General features: G+C 48.1%; 18 protein-coding genes. 4 read left to right on the top strand and 14 right to left on the bottom strand.

The window, feature by feature from the left end; genetic code table 11:
* Nucleotides 1-27: 27 nt before the first annotated feature.
* From atpE to rpmH, 14 genes are all read right to left on the bottom strand, one after another.
* Nucleotides 28-282 (bottom strand): F0F1 ATP synthase subunit C, encoded by a 255-nt coding sequence (gene atpE, locus O5O45_RS25420; protein WP_011400738.1) that lies wholly within the window; start codon nucleotides 280-282, stop codon nucleotides 28-30.
* A gap of 69 nt (nucleotides 283-351) precedes the next feature.
* On the bottom strand, nucleotides 352-1,182 hold the full coding sequence (gene atpB / locus O5O45_RS25415) for a F0F1 ATP synthase subunit A (protein ID WP_305902112.1): 831 nt from the start codon (nucleotides 1,180-1,182) through the stop codon (nucleotides 352-354).
* Between the two features lie 29 nt (nucleotides 1,183-1,211).
* Nucleotides 1,212-1,607: a F0F1 ATP synthase subunit I gene (locus O5O45_RS25410; protein ID WP_127974370.1), complete on the bottom strand. Its 396-nt coding sequence runs from the start codon at nucleotides 1,605-1,607 to the stop codon at nucleotides 1,212-1,214.
* Between the two features lie 350 nt (nucleotides 1,608-1,957).
* Nucleotides 1,958-2,833, bottom strand: coding sequence for a ParB/RepB/Spo0J family partition protein (locus tag O5O45_RS25405; RefSeq protein WP_305902111.1), 876 nt, complete (start codon nucleotides 2,831-2,833; stop codon nucleotides 1,958-1,960).
* A 29-nt stretch (nucleotides 2,834-2,862) separates the two neighbouring features.
* On the bottom strand, nucleotides 2,863-3,654 hold the full coding sequence (locus O5O45_RS25400; RefSeq protein ID WP_127974372.1) for a ParA family protein: 792 nt from the start codon (nucleotides 3,652-3,654) through the stop codon (nucleotides 2,863-2,865).
* Nucleotides 3,655-4,308, bottom strand: coding sequence for a 16S rRNA (guanine(527)-N(7))-methyltransferase RsmG (rsmG, locus tag O5O45_RS25395; RefSeq protein ID WP_305902110.1), 654 nt, complete (start codon nucleotides 4,306-4,308; stop codon nucleotides 3,655-3,657).
* A gap of 2 nt (nucleotides 4,309-4,310) precedes the next feature.
* The gene (gene mnmG, locus O5O45_RS25390; RefSeq protein WP_305902109.1) at nucleotides 4,311-6,200 is read right to left on the bottom strand and encodes a tRNA uridine-5-carboxymethylaminomethyl(34) synthesis enzyme MnmG; all 1,890 of its coding nucleotides are present in this window, start codon (nucleotides 6,198-6,200) and stop codon (nucleotides 4,311-4,313) included.
* A gap of 566 nt (nucleotides 6,201-6,766) precedes the next feature.
* Nucleotides 6,767-7,543 carry a substrate-binding periplasmic protein gene (locus O5O45_RS25385; RefSeq protein WP_305902108.1) on the bottom strand — a complete coding sequence of 259 codons (777 nt, stop codon included), beginning with the start codon at nucleotides 7,541-7,543 and terminating at the stop codon, nucleotides 6,767-6,769.
* 112 nt (nucleotides 7,544-7,655) lie between these two features.
* On the bottom strand, nucleotides 7,656-8,000 hold the full coding sequence (locus O5O45_RS25380) for a DMT family transporter (RefSeq protein WP_305902107.1): 345 nt from the start codon (nucleotides 7,998-8,000) through the stop codon (nucleotides 7,656-7,658).
* 5 nt (nucleotides 8,001-8,005) lie between these two features.
* On the bottom strand, nucleotides 8,006-9,370 hold the full coding sequence (mnmE, locus tag O5O45_RS25375; protein ID WP_305902106.1) for a tRNA uridine-5-carboxymethylaminomethyl(34) synthesis GTPase MnmE: 1,365 nt from the start codon (nucleotides 9,368-9,370) through the stop codon (nucleotides 8,006-8,008).
* A gap of 98 nt (nucleotides 9,371-9,468) precedes the next feature.
* Nucleotides 9,469-11,172, bottom strand: coding sequence for a membrane protein insertase YidC (gene yidC / locus O5O45_RS25370; RefSeq protein ID WP_305902105.1), 1,704 nt, complete (start codon nucleotides 11,170-11,172; stop codon nucleotides 9,469-9,471).
* A gap of 15 nt (nucleotides 11,173-11,187) precedes the next feature.
* Nucleotides 11,188-11,472: a membrane protein insertion efficiency factor YidD gene (gene yidD / locus O5O45_RS25365; protein ID WP_305902104.1), complete on the bottom strand. Its 285-nt coding sequence runs from the start codon at nucleotides 11,470-11,472 to the stop codon at nucleotides 11,188-11,190.
* Nucleotides 11,435-11,827, bottom strand: coding sequence for a ribonuclease P protein component (gene rnpA, locus O5O45_RS25360; protein WP_305902103.1), 393 nt, complete (start codon nucleotides 11,825-11,827; stop codon nucleotides 11,435-11,437). Before rnpA ends, yidD begins: the two co-directional genes overlap by 38 nt.
* Before the next feature lie 31 nt (nucleotides 11,828-11,858).
* Entirely contained in the window at nucleotides 11,859-11,993 is a 135-nt protein-coding gene (rpmH, locus tag O5O45_RS25355) for a 50S ribosomal protein L34 (protein WP_083769858.1), read from the bottom strand.
* A gap of 884 nt (nucleotides 11,994-12,877) precedes the next feature.
* Between rpmH and dnaA the strand changes: the two genes are divergently transcribed.
* The 4 genes from dnaA (at nucleotide 12,878) to O5O45_RS25335 (ending at nucleotide 17,578) form a co-directional block, all read left to right on the top strand.
* Complete coding sequence (gene dnaA, locus O5O45_RS25350) at nucleotides 12,878-14,278, top strand: chromosomal replication initiator protein DnaA (protein WP_305902102.1); 1,401 nt, start codon at nucleotides 12,878-12,880, stop codon at nucleotides 14,276-14,278.
* A gap of 102 nt (nucleotides 14,279-14,380) precedes the next feature.
* Complete coding sequence (gene dnaN, locus O5O45_RS25345; protein ID WP_305902101.1) at nucleotides 14,381-15,484, top strand: DNA polymerase III subunit beta; 1,104 nt, start codon at nucleotides 14,381-14,383, stop codon at nucleotides 15,482-15,484.
* Between the two features lie 140 nt (nucleotides 15,485-15,624).
* Nucleotides 15,625-16,902 (top strand): ABC1 kinase family protein, encoded by a 1,278-nt coding sequence (locus tag O5O45_RS25340; protein ID WP_305902100.1) that lies wholly within the window; start codon nucleotides 15,625-15,627, stop codon nucleotides 16,900-16,902.
* A gap of 73 nt (nucleotides 16,903-16,975) precedes the next feature.
* Nucleotides 16,976-17,578 carry a MarC family protein gene (locus O5O45_RS25335; RefSeq protein WP_305902099.1) on the top strand — a complete coding sequence of 201 codons (603 nt, stop codon included), beginning with the start codon at nucleotides 16,976-16,978 and terminating at the stop codon, nucleotides 17,576-17,578.
* Nucleotides 17,579-17,582: the final 4 nt, after the last annotated feature.

Here is a 17,582-nt window from a genome sequence, read left to right as displayed (position 1 = left end):
AATGACTCGTTTGCCTAAAAGGTGTAATTACTGAACCAAAGCAATGAACGGGTTAGCGAAAGTGAAGAACAGAGCGATACCAACGCCGATCATGGTTACGGCGTCAAGCAGACCGGCCACGATGAACATTTTAACCTGCAGCATGGGCACCATTTCAGGTTGACGCGCAGCGCCTTCCAAAAATTTACCGCCCAGCAATCCGAAACCAATCGCAGTACCTAACGCGCCCATGCCGATCAAAAGAGCTACAGCAATCGCGGTCATACCAACTACAGTTTCCATTGTCTCTCCTAAATTTATCAGTTAGTTAGTGGATAGAAAGTTTTTAGTTTTGATGGAAATTTCTACTTCTTAATGATCTTCATGCGCCATGCTCAGATACACGATGGTCAGCATCATGAATATGAACGCCTGCAGCACAATAACCAAAATGTGGAAAATCGCCCAGGGCACCGACAGCACCCATTGCGCCCACAATGGCATCAACGCTATCAGGATGAAGAGCAGCTCGCCTGCGTACAGGTTACCGAATAGACGCAGCGCAAGAGAAATAGGTTTGGCGATCAAGCCCACGCCTTCCAGGAGCAGGTTGAATGGCAGCATCCACTTACCGAATGGCTGCAGGGTCAGTTCGCCTAGGAAGCCGCCCACGCCTTTGACTTTTATACTGTAATAAATGATCAGGAAGAAAACGGACAACGACATTCCCAAAGTCACATTGACGTCAGTGGTGGGAACGACTTTAAAGTAAGCATGATCATTGCCGGTTATGACTTGGAACAGTCTTGGCAGAAAGTCTACAGGAACCAAGTCCATCAGGTTCATCAGGAAGATCCAGCAGAAAATAGTCAACGCTAAAGGAGCGATGACAGCGTTTTTGCCGTGGAAGGTTTCCTTTACGCTCTTGTCGACAAAGTCGACCATAATTTCAACAAAGTTCTGCAGTCCGCTCGGCACGCCACTGGTTGCTTTCACCGCGGCTTTGCGGAATAACCAGACAAATAAAGCGCCCAAGGCGATAGACCAACCCAGACTGTCAACATGGACGGCCCAGAACCCCATTTCTTTGGCTTCCTGCGCAGTGTGCGCAAAACTCCAGCCATGCTCTGGGTGGTTACCAAAGGTCAGGTTTTGAAGATGGTGCTGAATGTACTCCGACGCTGTAGGATTTTCGCCTGCCATGTTTCACTCTTAATCGATTGTTGCAATTGTTATTTACGCTGCCGCCTTCCGACAATCAGCGGCGCGAACCAATGCACTGACTGCACACCTAGAAAAGCCAGAAATAAACTTGCCGGCTCCAAAGGCTGGATAAACTTAAAAGCCAGGCCAAAAAAAATGGCCGTTAATCCGAGCTTAACCGCCTCTGCTTTATAAATAGATTGTACGATTTGCCTGGCTGCTTGAGCCCCTTGATAGAGAAAGGCGCGGTGGGCGAAATACATGTTTGGGACAGCGCAAATCAGTCCCCCGACCAAAGCCGAGTACGCATGCACGCTGCTCCATCTCCACGCGATTAAAGATATGAGGACCGTGGCTATTAATTGTAATCCCACAATCCTAAAGACCGGCGGCCGCTTAATAAGCGAGCGAGCTGCACTATTCAAATCACGTTTCTGCCTAATTCTTGTTACCCCCGCCCTCGCACTACAGAGACCCGTAGCTTTAGGCGCAGGTGATTATATTGTGTCGATGTAACGCATTCAACCGCCATGAAAGCGAAACTGTATAATTTCCATACACATAAAGACATTAAAAAATTTTAACGAAATCAATATTTGGTGCCAAATATGCTTTATTCAAATTGAAGGCGCCAAATATAGTGGTTGGATTATTTCTATACGCTGCATACGTTATGTAGTTATTAATGACTCAGGCCAAATAAATTGAATCAAGGGGAGAGAAGCGCCGATACGGCTTTTACTCGGACATATCGGCGTAAAGACAGAAAAAGGCCTTATTGAATATGAGCAAGAATACCGTCCAGCTCGTCCAACGAGCTGTATTTAATGACTAGCTTGCCCTTGCCTTTGCTGTTGTAGTCGATAGTGACCGGTGAACCCAGCTTTTCCGCCAGACTTTCCTGTAGTTTGCGGACATCCGCATCCAGAGCTTTCTTTATTTTTTCTTTCGGATTTTCCTTTTCCTGCAATAGCTTTCTCACCAGCGCTTCTGTTTGTCTGACTGACAGACCTTTCTCGACAATAGCGTTCGCAGCAGCCAGCTGCGTCGGTTCATCCAAGGGCAACAGTGCTCTGGCGTGCCCCATTTCCATATCGCCGCGCTCTAACATGGTTTTGACGTCGACATGAAGAGCAAGAAGGCGTAACAGATTTGCTATCGCAGGGCGGGACTTGCCAACAGCTTCCGCCACCTGGGATTGATTCAGGCCAAACTCATCCTGCAGGCGCTGTAACGCCATGGCTTCTTCTATGGGGTTAAGGTTTTCCCTTTGAATGTTCTCAATCAGCGCCATTGCAATCGCAGCTTCATCGGGAACATCGCGGATTATAACGGGAATCTTGTCTTTTCCAGCGATCTGAGTGGCGCGCCAACGGCGCTCGCCGGCGATAATTTCATAGCGGTTCTGTGCAATTTCACGAACGACGATAGGCTGCATGACGCCTTGTTGACGGATAGATTGCGCCAGTTCCTCCAGCGACTCGGGGTCCATGTCCCGACGAGGTTGATATTGCCCACGCTGGATCAGCTCGACTGGAAGCATTTTTAAAACGCCATCTTGTTTGACGTTTTCCTCTTCCTCATTAGTGCGTGTGCGCGACCCAGCCAACAGTGCGTTCAGTCCGCGATCGCCTAGACCTCGTTTTTTCATTATTCAGGTAGTTCCCCTAAATCGCCTGTTCAGGCTGGAACGGCTTCTTTCGCCGCCTTCCTGTCTTTGCGAATAATTTCTCCCGCCAATGCCAGGTAAGCAATGGCGCCTCTTGAGCTTTTATCGTATTTAAGCGCTGGCACGCCATAGGAGGGCGCTTCCGCCAGCCTTACGTTACGCGGAATAATTGAGCGATAAACTTTATCGCCAAAGTAATCCGTAATTTGGCGCGATACGTCCAATGTCAGACTGTTGCGGGGATCGTACATGGTGCGCAGCAGACCTTCTATTTCCAGACTCGGATTGACCGTTTCGCGGATTTGTTCAATGGTGTTCATCAGCGCCGCCAATCCCTCAAGCGCATAGTACTCACACTGCATGGGGATCAAGACGCCATTGGCCGCCACCAACGCGTTCACAGTCAATAAGTTCAACGCCGGGGGACAGTCAAGCAGCACATAGTCATAGTTTGCGGCTACTTCTTTAATCGCGTTGCGCAGACGGTACTCTCGACCAATCTCATTCATCAACTCGACTTCAGCCGCTGTGACATCGCCATTGGCGGGCATTACATCGTATCCCGCCGCTTCAGACGTCTTCACAACCTGGGCAGCGTCCGCCTTTTTAGTGAGGACATCGTAAACAGTATGTTCTATCGTGTTTTTATCGATACCGCTTCCCATAGTCGCGTTGCCCTGTGGATCAATATCCACCAGCAACACTTTGCGCCGGGTAGCGGCTAGAGAGGCTGCCAGATTGACGCAGGTCGTGGTTTTGCCGACACCGCCTTTTTGGTTGGTTACAGCCAATATTCGCGCCATTTATGAGCCTCCGGTATTTCCACTACGCGCAATAATAAGCAAATGACGTTCCCCATCACAACCGGGAACCTCCAGCTTATGCCATTCCACAACTTCAAAGTCCGCCGGTATGGCTTCAATTTCGTCATGAGGGTAAAGGCCTTTCAACGCATAAATGCGCGTCTCGGGAAGAATTAGTTCGCGACATCCAGCAATCATATCGCCAATTGTCGCGAAAGCTCTGGATATTATTCCGTCAAATTTGGCGTCAGGAGTGAATGCTTCAATACGGGTGTGCTCAACCCGAAGATTCACCAACTCCATATCCATCCGGCATTGATCCATGAACCGGGTTTTTTTGCCATTGCTATCCAACAATGTCCAGTGAGAATCCGGCAATGCAATGGAAAGAGGAATTCCCGGCAACCCTGCGCCAGCGCCCACATCCAGAAACTGGACGCCTTTTAAATAAGGAAGCGCCGCCAGAGAATCAAGTATATGACGGCTGACATGCAATGCAGGATCCCGCACAGCCGTGAGGTTGTACGCCTTGTTCCACTTATGCAGCAGTTCCAGATAACGCAGAATTTTACCTTGCTGCGCCTCCGTCAAACTCACTCCCATCGCCTTTAAGCCAGACGCCAGCTGCTCCGTTTGATTCAAAACCAACGCCATACTCAAGCGCTCTTCCGTTGAATTGAACCGCGCTTCTTCAGATGCACCATCAATAAAGAAACCGCCGCCGGAGTGACGCCAGGAATCCGGGAGGCCTGCGCCAAGGTTTCCGGCTTCACTTCAGTCAGCTTTTGCTTGATCTCGTTGGACAAACCCTGAATTCCGCTATAGTCGAGATCCGCAGGCAAAGCCATATTCTCATTGCGCCGCAAACGCTCAATTTCTTCCTGCTGACGATCAATATATCCAGCGTATTTAACTTGAATCTCCAACTGCTCAGCCACTTCAAACGGCGTCGTCGCCACTTCCGCGTCCAGCAAAGACAGCTTTTCCCAGGTCATTTCCGGACGCTTCAGCAGATCATGCAATGAATACTCTCGCGTCAATTCCGTTTCCAACAATTCCGCCGCTTTCCGGGCTTTTTCCGTTGCAGGCTGAATCCAGATGGACTTCAAACGTTGCTGCTCGCGAGCTATAGCTTCCCGTTTCTCACAGAAAACACGCCAGCGCTCATCATCTATCATGCCAAGCTCGCGGCCTTTTTCAGTCAACCGCAAATCCGCATTGTCTTCTCGCAGAAGCAGTCTGTACTCAGCGCGGCTGGTGAACATACGGTATGGCTCTCGCGTGCCCATCGTGATCAGGTCGTCCACTAATACGCCGATATAAGCTTCATCCCGGCGCGGACTCCACGCTTCTTTCTCCTGCGCGCGCAGGGCTGCGTTCATACCCGCCAACAGACCTTGCGCCGCCGCTTCTTCATAGCCTGTTGTGCCGTTAATCTGGCCAGCGAAAAACAGGTTGCCGACAAACTTGGTTTCCAGAGAGTGCTTCAGGTCCTGGGGATTAAAGAAGTCGTACTCAATGGCGTAGCCGGGTCTGGTGATATGCGCGTTTTCCATGCCCTGGATCGAATGCACCAATTCCAGCTGCACGTCAAAAGGCAGACTGGTGGAAATGCCATTGGGGTACAGCTCGTGAGTGCTCAGCCCCTCGGGCTCAATAAATACCTGATGTGAATCCTTGTCAGAAAACCGATTCACCTTGTCTTCAATAGAAGGGCAATAACGGGGCCCTACCCCCTCAATCACTCCCGTATACATAGGCGAGCGATCCATCCCTCCACGAATAATTTCGTGAGTGCGTTCATTAGTGCGAGTAATAAAGCAATTGACCTGACGTGGATGTAGATCCGCCGAGCCCATGAACGACATTACTGGAATTGGTGTGTCTCCGGGCTGCGCCTCCATTACCGAAAAATCCACAGAACGCGCATCAATTCGCGGAGGCGTTCCCGTCTTCAGGCGGCCAACACGGAACGGCATTTCCCGCAGCCGTTTCGCCAAAGCAATGGAAGGGGGATCGCCTGCGCGGCCACCAGAGTGATTTTCCAATCCAATATGGATAACGCCGCCAAGGAAAGTGCCAGTCGTCAGCACGACTGTCTTACTATGAAAACGCAGCCCCATTTGGGTCACGACGCCAGCGACACGATCGCCCTGCATAATGAGATCATCGGCAGCCTGCTGAAAAATGGTGAGGTTAGGCTGATTTTCTAAAATCTCCCGGATCGCCGCTTTATAAAGCGCTCTATCCGCCTGGGCGCGGGTTGCGCGCACGGCTGGACCTTTTCTGGAGTTGAGCACACGAAACTGAATACCCGCCTGATCCGTCGCCAACGCCATGGCGCCGCCAAGCGCATCCACTTCTTTCACCAAGTGGCTTTTACCGATGCCTCCAATCGCGGGGTTACAGGACATCTGTCCAAGGGTTTCTATGTTATGAGTCAGCAGCAGAGTCTGGCGCCCCATACGCGCTGCCGCCAATGCAGCCTCGGTTCCGGCATGCCCACCGCCTATAACTATGACGTCAAAACTTTTTGGAAAGTCCATAGACTTTTACACCCTCATCGGTAACGGACCTGAAACGAACCGCGTATTTTACTATGCGGACAGGGCAAAAATAAGAGCGCCACATGAAAAATGTTTAAAAAACGTTCAAAACATCCTGTCTCGAGCGTCTTATGGCATGCCTCTGTCACACAGATTAAAAAATAGCCTAACCTTTTCAGAGAGTTAGCAAAATTATTTTAGACAAGTTATTAATAAAGTTATCCACAAGCAAAAGCATTGCCTGACTAAAATTATCAACTTATAACCCATTGTTTTATATATACAAAAAAAATCAACCGCAAACAGGTTGACACAGAGCCCATAAAGTTATCCACAGTGCGTCGAAGTTATTGACAGTGGATAACTCCGCTCAAAACAAGGGATAAAAGAACACGCCAAGAGCAATTCAGAAGGCGAAATAGTAAGGAGATTTTTTGTAGCTTTATGAAGAAAATATGTCCGATTTCAATGTGATTTACTCGGGACGCGCAGTCTCTTTACCATCACCAATATTGAAACGCTCCAACACCGAAGCTTTTTAATACTTTAAAGCCACAACGGGAAACTTAAGGAGCGGTAAATTCTCCGCGATAAAAGGCTTCCCATATTTCATCAAGTCGTCCGCTCTGCTCCAGCTCACTCAGGCCAGCGTTGAAAATCTCCACAAGGCGGGGACTGATGTGGGATTTGCGGGAGAAAATCATATGATAAGGCCAGCTTTCCACGGGAGTTGTATAGCCTATTTTTTCCCTTTCCTGAGGGGTGAATTGCGTCTGCAAATTGAACAACCCTACTGCCTTATTCTCATCCAAGGCGTCAAAACGTCCAGCGAGTAGTTTTCTGAAGACGAGGATATGATCAACTCCCACATCGTAACTGACCAAACCTTCTCTTTCAGCTTCCTCCAGTGGTTTGGCCTTGGCGCTCCCAAGGGGGAGGCCAATAGTGAGACCTTGAAGATCTTCTTTTGCACCAGTCCAGACAACGGGTTTATTTTTCAGATAAAAGAGAACAATTTCTCCTGTATAGACCGCATCAGAGAAATAGCAGTCTGCTTCTCTTTCCGGCGTCTTTCCCCAAATTGCCGAGGCATGCCATTCTCCTCTTTGCACCAAAATGTAGGAGCGTTTCCAAGGGAAAAAGCCATAAACCACCCTAACTCCTGCTTTTTGATAGATCTCCGAAATAATATGAGGAACAACACCGTAATCAGGATAGGACTCGCTCATGAAAGGAGCCCACTCGCCGATAGCGACCATTATTTCTTCCTGCGCCACAGCATCAATCACTCGGCAGAGCAAAAAAACAATAAAGACACTGTGTATCAGTTTATTTTTAAGCACTCAGACACCTTTCTATCTGCTTAAATTCGCGCGCTCTGTTCCGAAGGAGAAAAGAAACGCGTGAGCCTGAGTAGTCAGTTTAGTAGATAGGGGCGTAGAGCGTTGCAGTAGGCTAGTGGTTAATGGAGTTAGAAAATACGTTGACGATAATGACTCCAATGATGATAAAGCCTAGGCCAATCATCGCTGGAAGATCCAAAGTCTGTCGAAACAGGAGATAGCCGATGGCCGAAATCAGTACAATGCCAAGACCGCTCCAAATAGCGTACGCCAAGCCGACAGGAATTGTTTTAAGGCTGTAAGAAAGAAAGTAAAAGGCTCCCAAATAACACAGCGCCATGAGGATAGTTGGCGTCAGTTTACTGAACTGTTCCGACTTTTGTAGAAAAGTGGTGCCAATCACCTCCAACAAAATAGCGGCGGCCAAAGCTGCGTAGGTTGACCAAATTGGCTTCATGAATGCTACTTCCCGATGCAGAATGAGGAAAATATACGCCCCAATAAGTCATCAGAAGTAAAGGCGCCTGTAATTTCCGACAATGCATTCTGTGCGACCCGCAGATCCTCCGCCACCAATTCCCCGGCATTCGCACTTAGCAGCTGGTTTTTGGCGAGTTGGATGTGTTTTTCTGCGTTGGTAAGGGCTTCCAAGTGACGCCGTCTCGCCATAAAGCTCCCTTCTGTATGGCTTTCAAAACCTACACAGGCCTTTAAATGCTCGCGTAAATGATCAATACCCTGTCCACCTTTGGCTGATAAACGAATGACGGGGTGGGGAAGCGACAAGTCTATGCCTTGAGGTTCGTCGCTCAAATCGATTTTATTGCGAACGACAGTGATATGGTCATGGTGTTCTATCCGCGCGTAGAATTCCGGCCAGATCCGCTCGGGAGATACTTCCTTTGTCTGCATTGCATCAACCAGGAACAATATACGATCAGCCCGATCAATCTCCTTCCAGGCGCGTTCGATGCCGATTTTTTCTACAACGTCATCGCTATCCCGCAATCCTGCCGTATCAACGATATGAAGAGGCATTCCATCAATGTGAATATGCTCTCTAAGTACGTCCCGAGTAGTGCCTTCAATTTCCGTCACGATGGCGCTCTCTTTCCCTGCTAAAGCATTTAACAAACTGGATTTACCAGCATTGGGTCGACCCGCAATCACCACCGTCATTCCTTCACGCATCAAGGCGCCTTGCTTGGCGCTGGCGAAGACAGACTGTGTCTGATTGAGAAGGGTGTCCAAGTCGTTTAATACTTTGCCGTCAGAGAGAAAGTCAATTTCCTCCTCTGGAAAATCGATCGCTGCTTCGACATAGATACGTAGTTGAATAAGGCTCTCGATCAGCTTTTCGATTTCTTTGGAAAACTGCCCTTGCAGGGACCTCATTGCGCTATGCGCGGCTTGTTCTGACGTTGCTTCGATCAGATCCGCAATAGCTTCCGCCTGTACCAGATCAAGCTTGTCATTCATGAATGCTCTTTCAGAGAATTCGCCAGGGCGCGCCAGTCTGGCGCCAGCGGCGACTAAATGTTTAACCAGCAAATCGAGAACAACAGGGCCGCCGTGACCTTGGAATTCAATGACATCTTCACCGGTAAAACTATTGGGAGCGGTAAAAAGTAATGCGATGCCGCTATCGAGGACATCGCCTTCTTCAGCGAAAAATGGGCCGTAATGCGCATGTCTGGGCTTAGGGTCATAGCCAAGAACCAGACGTGCAAGTGCTTTTGCTTGAGGACCGGAAACTCTGACGACGCCAACGCCGCCTTTCCCTGGAGGGGTTGCGATTGCGACTATAGTGTCATTCTCAGCGTACATGAAAATTCTCGCTTTGCCATAAAAAAGCCCGTTGTTAAAACGGGCTTTTGTTTAAAAGTAGCTCAGGCTACCACTGACTGACAAACCTATCCAAGTGGCTATTTTTTGGCGGCCAAGGCCCCGTTTTCGATCTTATTGGTGATATACCACTGTTGGGCGATGGAAAGAATGTTGTTGACCAACCAGTACAGTACCAGACCTGCTGGGAACCAGAGGAAAAAAACTGTAAAGATAATCGGCATCATCTTCATGACGCGCGCCTGAATAGGATCTGGAGGCGTTGGGTTCAAAGATGTTTGCAGGAACATCGCAGCGCCCATCAGCAAAGGTAATACAAAATACGGGTCTTTAATGGACAAATCCTGAATCCAGAAGAAGAACGGGGCTTGGCGCAATTGCACGCTTTCCAATAACACCCAGTAGAGAGAAATGAACACTGGCATTTGCACCAACATAGGTAAACATCCGCCAAGTGGATTGATTTTCTCTTTCTTGTACAACTCCATCATGGCTTGTGACATGCGTTGTCTGTCATCGCCATGTTGCTCCCGAATTCTCTGCATTTCAGGGGTCACTCTACGCATGTTCGCCATGGAGCGATAGCTGGTTGCGGACAAGTGGAAAAACAGAGCCTTGATCAGAACTGTCAGCAGAATAATAGCGATACCCCAGTTGCCGACATAATCGTGGATAAATTCAAGCACCAAATAAAGCGGTTTTGCTATTAACCATAACCAACCGAAATCAACGGTCAGGTCCAGATTGGGGGCTACTTCTTTGAGGGTTTCCATGATTTTAGGGCCAGCATAAAGTTTGGCGCCTACATTATGGGTCTGGCCTGGTTCGACAGTGAACTCAGGATCGACAAAGCCCATCAGGTACAGACCGTTTCTCAAACGAGTTTGATAGGTATGAGTGTCATTGGATAAGGGAATCCATGCGCTGACGAAGTAATGTTGTATAAAAGCTATCCAACCATTGGAGGAGTTAACTTTAACGCCGGAAGGCCCGCTTTCTTCCATGTCCGAAAAGTCAATTTTCTCGTAAGGTTTCTCTGGCGTTGAAACTACAGCGCCTAAGAAAGACGCCGCGCCAAATCCGCCAGAGGATGTGGGATCTGGAGACTTATCACGAACCAATTTTGCAGAAAAATTCGCTTTCCATGGGGCGTCTGACTGGTTGTTGATTTGGAAATTGACATTAATGGAATAACTGGACTTTTCAAACTCATAACGCTTAACGATTGTTACGCCGTCACGTTCGGTTCTGAGATCTACGCTTAATTTATCCTGACCTTCTTGTAATGAGTAGGAGTTCTTTTCAGCAACATAAACAGGATTTCCCCCATTTTTTGAATTATCAAAGCCGTTAGCGCCAATCAAACTGCTTGCAGCAACGTAATACACGCCATTGTTCTTCTGCATAAGATCCAATGGCGTGGGATTTTTTAAGGAAATGGGATACTGAAGCAATGACGCTTCAACGACATTTCCGCCATTTAAGTCAATTTCTACGCGAAGAACATCGGTGATAACAGTAATTACCTTACCGCTGGATACTGTAGAGGAAACATTTGAATCCTCTGTAGTAGCCGGTTTTGATGCAGTTTCAGGAGTATCCAGCTCGCCTGTGTTAGGGGAGTTCAAGAGAGCTGAGGAGTCGGTCCCATTACTGTCTATAGTGACAGAGGTAGTTTGGGCGACTGGCTGCTGCTGGGGGGTCATCTCCTCATTCCATTCCAATACCAATAGGTAGGAAACAACCAATAAACCGACTATGAGAGAGGTTCTTAAAAAGTCCATAAACTATTCAAACTTTTATTCGGATGATGAATGAGGGCAGCGTTTGTGAGACAGGCTTTCTGGCACTGGATCAATACCCCCCGTTGACCAAGGGTGGCATCTTAGCAGACGTCGGGCGGTAAGATAACTCCCTCGCAGGAATCCATACTTGGAAATTGCTTCGTACCCGTAACTTGAACAACTAGGGTAAAAGCGACAGTGCTGTCCTAACATTGGACTGATTGCGTATTTGTACGCTTTTATCAAACCTAAAAGGAAGTATTTAGGTAGCTGAGGAAGAGTCTGCTTTAGCGAGGGCATTGGCATGTTGCTGACCAATTCGTGCGTACAATTTGGTTAGACACTGAAAAATTTCTTCATTGTTCATGTCTGCAACAGCTTTGCGGGCCAGAACGACAATATCGACGCTTGGTATGTTTGCTTGCTGAAGACGAAATGCCTCCCTGATGAGCCTTCTGACTCTGTTTCTTCCCGTCGCCAACTTAATATTTTTCTTGGCGATGACAAGTCCTACTCGAGGGTGAGGCAATTGATTAGGGATAGCAAGAAGGAGCAAACCGGGATGGCTTGCTTTGAAGCGAGCATCATTAAATACGTTACGGAAATCCCCCGGCTTCAAAAGTCGAAGTGATCGGGGGAATTCGTAACCAGCCATCTATAGGTTGCTTTTAAACAACAGACGACAATTAAGCTGAAATACGCTTACGACCTTTAGCGCGACGGCTGGCCAGAACTTTACGGCCGTTTGCGGTAGCCATGCGGGCACGGAAACCGTGAGTGCGTTTACGCTTAAGGACGCTAGGTTGGAATGTGCGTTTCATATCCGACTCTTTAGCAAATAACTGGTTGAAATTCGTTCTAGAAAACAGGGAGCGGAATTGTATGGAATTTAGAAGTAAATAGCAAACGAGAGTTGCGGAAATTTTCAAAACGGTTTGATTAGCCTGAGCTGGATTGGTGTCTGTGGATCAGTGTGAGTAACTTTTCTACCGGGAATTGTTAATTCGTGTGGAAAAGATTTTGGTGCGAAATTCATTCATAGACCGATATTTCCTGAAAACAAGAAGGGTTTGCTCGCTTGTTATTAAATCTTAGGTTTTTAAGAAAGGATGGTTATGAAGAATTATGATTAGTTAGCCTCATTTCTGTGGATAAGTGTGGAAAATTTTTATGTATCATCTATTTACTGAATGCAAAAGTGCTTGGCAAGCTAGGGATTAACCTTTGAAAAGCTGCTGAGAACATGGGGAGGAAATGGATAGTTTTCCACAGGCTGGATTTGTCTCCAGGTCCGCAACAAGTTATCCACAGGGAATCACGAGGGTTTTGGATATGAGCAAAGGTTCTAAAAATTTTTTTACGTCCAAAAATGTTAACAAGCTTGTTAGTAACTCGGTAACTTAATGAAATTAAAATAAAAAATAATCCACAGGGCTTCTAATAAGATTTATTTTCGAGGTGGTAAAGGGAAGTCATTCCAGCTAGAATTTTCCCCTACCTGTTGAGGTTCAGTCTGTTTTCGTTGCTTATGTGGGGAGTGACGAAGAAATAAAGCGTCTTTATTAGCCGCCTGATGTGGGGTTTTGGCCACAGGGTTTTGTTTTCTCTGAAAAACATCAAATTTCGGTTTTCCATATATAGAAAGCCGCCGTCTTTAATTTGCGCAAAAAAAGAGCGAGCATGTACGAATTCTGGAGGTTTGGAAGTGACATCTGAGCTGTGGCATCAATGTCTGGGTTATTTAGAGGACGAGTTGCCAGCACAACAGTTCAACACTTGGTTACGCCCTTTACAGGCGAAAGGTTCTGAGGAGGAACTGCTTTTGTTTGCGCCAAACCGGTTTGTACTGGATTGGGTTAATGAAAAGTACATTGGCAGGATCAATGAAATTCTCAGTGAACTGACTTCTCAGAAGGCTCCGCGTATTTCTTTGAAGATTGGCAGTATCGCCGGCAATAACAAAGGGACGCCAAGTAAGGACACGGCGACTGGCTCCATAAGGACTACGGCTCCGTCCAAGCCTGTCATCGCTGATGTGGCCCCGTCCGGGGAAAGAAACGTTACGGTGGAAGGGGCTATCAAACATGAGAGTTATCTGAATCCTACGTTTACCTTTGAAACCTTTGTTGAAGGTAAGTCAAACCAGTTGGCGCGGGCGGCGGCCATGCAAGTGGCGGATAATCCGGGCAGCGCGTACAACCCTCTATTTTTATATGGGGGCGTGGGTTTAGGGAAAACGCACTTGATGCAGGCGGTGGGTAACGCCATTTTTAAGAAGAATCCCAATGCGAAGATTCTGTATCTGCACTCCGAGAGGTTCGTTGCGGATATGGTGAAAGCATTACAGCTGAATGCTTTCAACGACTTCAAGCGCCTGTATCGATCTGTTGATGCGCTGCTGATTGATGATATTCAGTTCTTCGCACGTAAAGAACGTTCCCAGGAAGAGTTTTTCCATACCTTTAATGCCTTGTTGGAAGGTGGTCAGCAGATGATTCTGACCTGTGACCGCTATCCAAAAGAGATCGACCATATGGAAGAACGTCTGAAGTCTCGCTTCGGTTGGGGGCTGACGGTGATGGTCGAGCCGCCTGAGTTGGAGACCCGGGTGGCGATTTTGATGAAAAAGGCGGAGCAGGCGAATGTTCACCTGAGCAGTGAATCCGCTTTCTTCATTGCGCAAAAAATCCGCTCTAACGTTCGAGAATTGGAAGGCGCATTGAAGTTGGTGATTGCCAATGCGCACTTCACTGGGCAGGAGATCACGCCGGCGTTTATTCGCGAATGTTTGAAGGATCTGCTGGCGCTGCATGAGAAGCAGGTCAGTATTGATAATATCCAGAGAACGGTGGCTGAATATTACAAAATCCGCGTTGCGGATATTTTGTCAAAACGTCGCACCCGCTCAATTACCCGTCCAAGACAGATGGCTATGGCGCTGGCTAAGGAATTGACCAATCACAGTTTGCCTGAAATCGGCGAAGCGTTTGGGGGGCGGGACCACACTACCGTTTTGCATGCCTGTAAGGTAATGATTGAACTTCAGCAAAGCGATCCCACTCTGCGGGACGATTATCAGAATTTTATGCGCATGTTAACCAGCTAGTTAGGTTGAGGCATGCGCCGCCAGATTGATGGCGACAAAAAAATTTAGTTTAAAATAGCGATATTTTCAGTGATTTAAGAGTTTATAGAAACGGGATATTACATGAAGCTCACTATAACCAGAGAGGCGCTTGTCACGTCATTGCAAATGATTTCTGGGGTGGTTGAAAAACGCCAGACGATGCCTGTGCTCGCCAACGTATTGCTTGACGCCAGAGACGGAAAGCTGGTTATCACCGGCACAAATATGGAAGTGGAGCTGGTCGCGGAAATTAGCGACGTAAACATTGAGCATGAATCCAGAATCACCGTTCCCGCAAAGAAGTTCACAGATATCTGCCGCGCCCTACCCGAAGGCGCAGCGATTGGTATTGAGCTGAAAGACGGGCGTTTGAACGTACGCTATGGCAGCAGTCATTTCATATTGTCTACATTGCCTGCGGAGCACTTCCCCAATGTGGAGGAAGAACCTGAAAGCGTGAAAGTCACGTTGCCGCAAAGAGAGCTTAAGCGATTGATTGATGCAACCTCCTTCGCCATGGCCCAGCAGGATGTTCGTTATTATTTAAATGGCATGTTGATGGAATTGGATGAGCAGGGCCTGCGCGCTGTCGCAACCGATGGCCATCGTCTCGCCCTCGCCAATGTGTCCCTGCAAACCGGCGTTAGTGAAAAGCGACAACCTATCGTGCCTCGTAAGGGGATTTTAGAGCTGGGCCGTCTTCTTAGTGATACAGATGAGTCCTGTACCCTGGTATTCGGCGATAATCATGTGCGGGCCAGCGTAGGGCATTTTACTTTCACCTCTAAGTTAATCGATGGAAAATTCCCTGATTATCAAAGAGTTATCCCAAGATCTGGGGATAAGGTGATGATCGCAGACAGGGTCCTGTTGAAAGGCGTTTTGTCGCGCGCGAGTATTTTGTCACACGAAAGTATTCGGGGCGTTCGCCTGCAGTTCGAAGACGGCCTGTTGAAAGTATTTGCGAATAACCCGGATCAGGAAGAGGCGGAGGATAGCCTGGAAGTGGAATACCCGCATGAAGCTTTGCAAATTGGCTTCAACGTGGGCTACCTGATTGACGTGCTTAACGCACTGGACGATGAGCAGGTCAAAGTGACGCTTTCCAATGCGAATAGCAGCGCGTTGGTGGAAGGCGTTGATACCAGAGATGCTGTGTATGTCGTCATGCCTATGAGGCTATAGTCAGGCAAACTGACAGCGCCGTGAACCTGTTTGAGTTCGAAAGGTCGCGGCGCGTCGCCCACTTGAGTATGACGTTCGGCAAGGATGAATCGCCCCTGAATGCAGACAGAGTTTGAATCTCAGAGAGAGTGGAAAAGCTTATGGGAAAAATTGTTAACGCAGTAAAGGGAGCCGCCAGGATTGGTCAAACGGCGGCAGTCATATCCAAGGTTGGCCTTGGCTGGCTGAAGGGAAATCGCGCACCTGCGCCAAGGCTTTTGCGACAGACTTTTGAAGAGCTGGGCGCTACTTATATTAAGCTGGGCCAATTTATCGCCAGCTCACCAACGTTTTTCCCAGCAGATTATGTTGAAGAGTTTCAACTGTGTTTGGATAAAACCAAGCCGCTGCCCTACTCGCAAATTGAGAAAATCCTGAAGGAAGAATTCAAGCGGCCGCTGCAGTCGATATATTCGCATATCGATACTAAACCGTTGGCTTCCGCATCCATCGCTCAGGTTCACGCCGCCCGTCTGGTGACGGGAGAAGATGTGGTCATTAAGGTGCAGAAGCCCGGCGTTCGCAATGTCCTGCTGACGGATTTGAATTTTTTGTATGTTGCGGCGCGTGTGGTTGAATATTTGGCGCCAAAGCTGTCTTGGACCTCACTATCGGGCATTGTGGAAGAGATTCAGCGAACCATGATGGAGGAATGTGACTTCTATCAGGAGGCAGTCAATCTCAAGGAGTTTAGAGAGTTTCTGGCGAATAGCGGCAATGATCAAGCGGTTGTGCCCACGGTATATGAGCAAGCCAGCACCATGCGGGTTTTAACCATGGAGCGTTTTTATGGCGTGCCTCTGACAGATCTGGAAACGATTCGCAAATATTGCCCGGATCCGGAAAAGACGCTGATCACAGCGATGAATACCTGGTTCGCCAGTTTGACCCAGTGCGACTTCTTTCATGCGGATGTTCACGCTGGCAACCTGATGGTGCTGGAAGATGGCCGCATCGGATTTATCGACTTCGGCATTGTGGGCCGCATTGGCGCCGGAACCTGGCAGGCGGTGTCTGACTTCATCACGGCGATAATGATGGGGAATTTCCACGGCATGGCTGACGCCATGTCGCGAATTGGCATCACGAAGACTCAATTAAGCGTGGATGATCTGGCGGCGGATATCGCAAACGTTTACAAGAAGATGGATGCGATGACGCCAGATATGCCGCCGACATATTACGACCAGCAGACTGGCGATGATGAAGTTAACAATATTCTGATGGATCTGGTGAAAATTGGGGAGCAGCACGGTTTGCACTTTCCCAGAGAGTTTGCATTGTTGCTAAAACAATTTTTATATTTTGACCGTTATGTACATGTACTGGCGCCAGAACTGGATATGTTTATGGACGAAAGGCTCAGCCTGATCCAATAACGGTGGTTCACTTGCGTAGTTAAAGAACCTAGCACATTGTTGTGTTAGGTTTTTTTTGTTTAAGGGGAAGTTGATGGATATCGTATCCGCGTTGACCTTGTTAATCGTGGTCATGGACCCATTGGGAAATATTCCTTTGTTCTTGAGTATTCTTGAGCGTGTAGACGTCAAGAGAAGAAAGAAAGTATTGTTCAGAGAGTTGTTGATCGCTTTGGCGATTCTGTTGGTGTTTTTATACTGTGGACAGTATTTGCTCAAGATATTCAGCCTGAGCAAGGAGTCTGTGGGCATCGCAGGCGCTATTGTGTTGTTTATCATCGCATTGCGCATGATTTTTCCCGCCAAAAGGGAATGGCTTGAAGATCTTCCCGATGGCGAGCCTTTTATCGTGCCTTTGGCAATCCCCTTTGTGGCGGGCCCTTCGGCGTTGGCGACGCTGATTCTGATTTCCACCCGGGAACCGGAAAGAATGATGGATTGGTCGATCGTGGTATTACTAGCCTGGTCTGTCACTGCGGTCACACTGATGAGTTCCACCTTTTTGTATAAGGTACTCCGTAAGCGAGGCATCATCGCCATAGAGCGTCTGATGGGGATGCTGTTGATCGCGGTTTCGGTGGAGATGTTCCTGACTGGTTTACAGCCTCTATTGACTAAATTGACCCACGTATCCTGACGCT

Source organism: Hahella sp. HNIBRBA332 (assembly GCF_030719035.1).
Taxonomy (GTDB): Bacteria; Pseudomonadota; Gammaproteobacteria; order Pseudomonadales; family Oleiphilaceae; genus Hahella.
Note: the sequence above shows the minus strand (reverse complement) of the source record. Positions and strands in the feature narration are given on the sequence as shown.

Coding starts and splice junctions, on each gene's coding strand:
- atpE (WP_011400738.1), bottom strand. CDS start 282: ATGGAAACTGTAGTTGGTATGACCGCGATTGCTGTAGCTCTTTTGATC.
- atpB (WP_305902112.1), bottom strand. CDS start 1,182: ATGGCAGGCGAAAATCCTACAGCGTCGGAGTACATTCAGCACCATCTT.
- O5O45_RS25405 (WP_305902111.1), bottom strand. CDS start 2,833: ATGAAAAAACGAGGTCTAGGCGATCGCGGACTGAACGCACTGTTGGCT.
- O5O45_RS25400 (WP_127974372.1), bottom strand. CDS start 3,654: ATGGCGCGAATATTGGCTGTAACCAACCAAAAAGGCGGTGTCGGCAAA.
- rsmG (WP_305902110.1), bottom strand. CDS start 4,308: ATGGCGTTGGTTTTGAATCAAACGGAGCAGCTGGCGTCTGGCTTAAAG.
- mnmG (WP_305902109.1), bottom strand. CDS start 6,200: ATGGACTTTCCAAAAAGTTTTGACGTCATAGTTATAGGCGGTGGGCAT.
- O5O45_RS25380 (WP_305902107.1), bottom strand. CDS start 8,000: ATGAAGCCAATTTGGTCAACCTACGCAGCTTTGGCCGCCGCTATTTTG.
- mnmE (WP_305902106.1), bottom strand. CDS start 9,370: ATGTACGCTGAGAATGACACTATAGTCGCAATCGCAACCCCTCCAGGG.
- yidC (WP_305902105.1), bottom strand. CDS start 11,172: ATGGACTTTTTAAGAACCTCTCTCATAGTCGGTTTATTGGTTGTTTCC.
- yidD (WP_305902104.1), bottom strand. CDS start 11,472: ATGCCCTCGCTAAAGCAGACTCTTCCTCAGCTACCTAAATACTTCCTT.
- rnpA (WP_305902103.1), bottom strand. CDS start 11,827: ATGGCTGGTTACGAATTCCCCCGATCACTTCGACTTTTGAAGCCGGGG.
- rpmH (WP_083769858.1), bottom strand. CDS start 11,993: ATGAAACGCACATTCCAACCTAGCGTCCTTAAGCGTAAACGCACTCAC.
- dnaN (WP_305902101.1), top strand. CDS start 14,381: ATGAAGCTCACTATAACCAGAGAGGCGCTTGTCACGTCATTGCAAATG.
- O5O45_RS25340 (WP_305902100.1), top strand. CDS start 15,625: ATGGGAAAAATTGTTAACGCAGTAAAGGGAGCCGCCAGGATTGGTCAA.
- O5O45_RS25335 (WP_305902099.1), top strand. CDS start 16,976: ATGGATATCGTATCCGCGTTGACCTTGTTAATCGTGGTCATGGACCCA.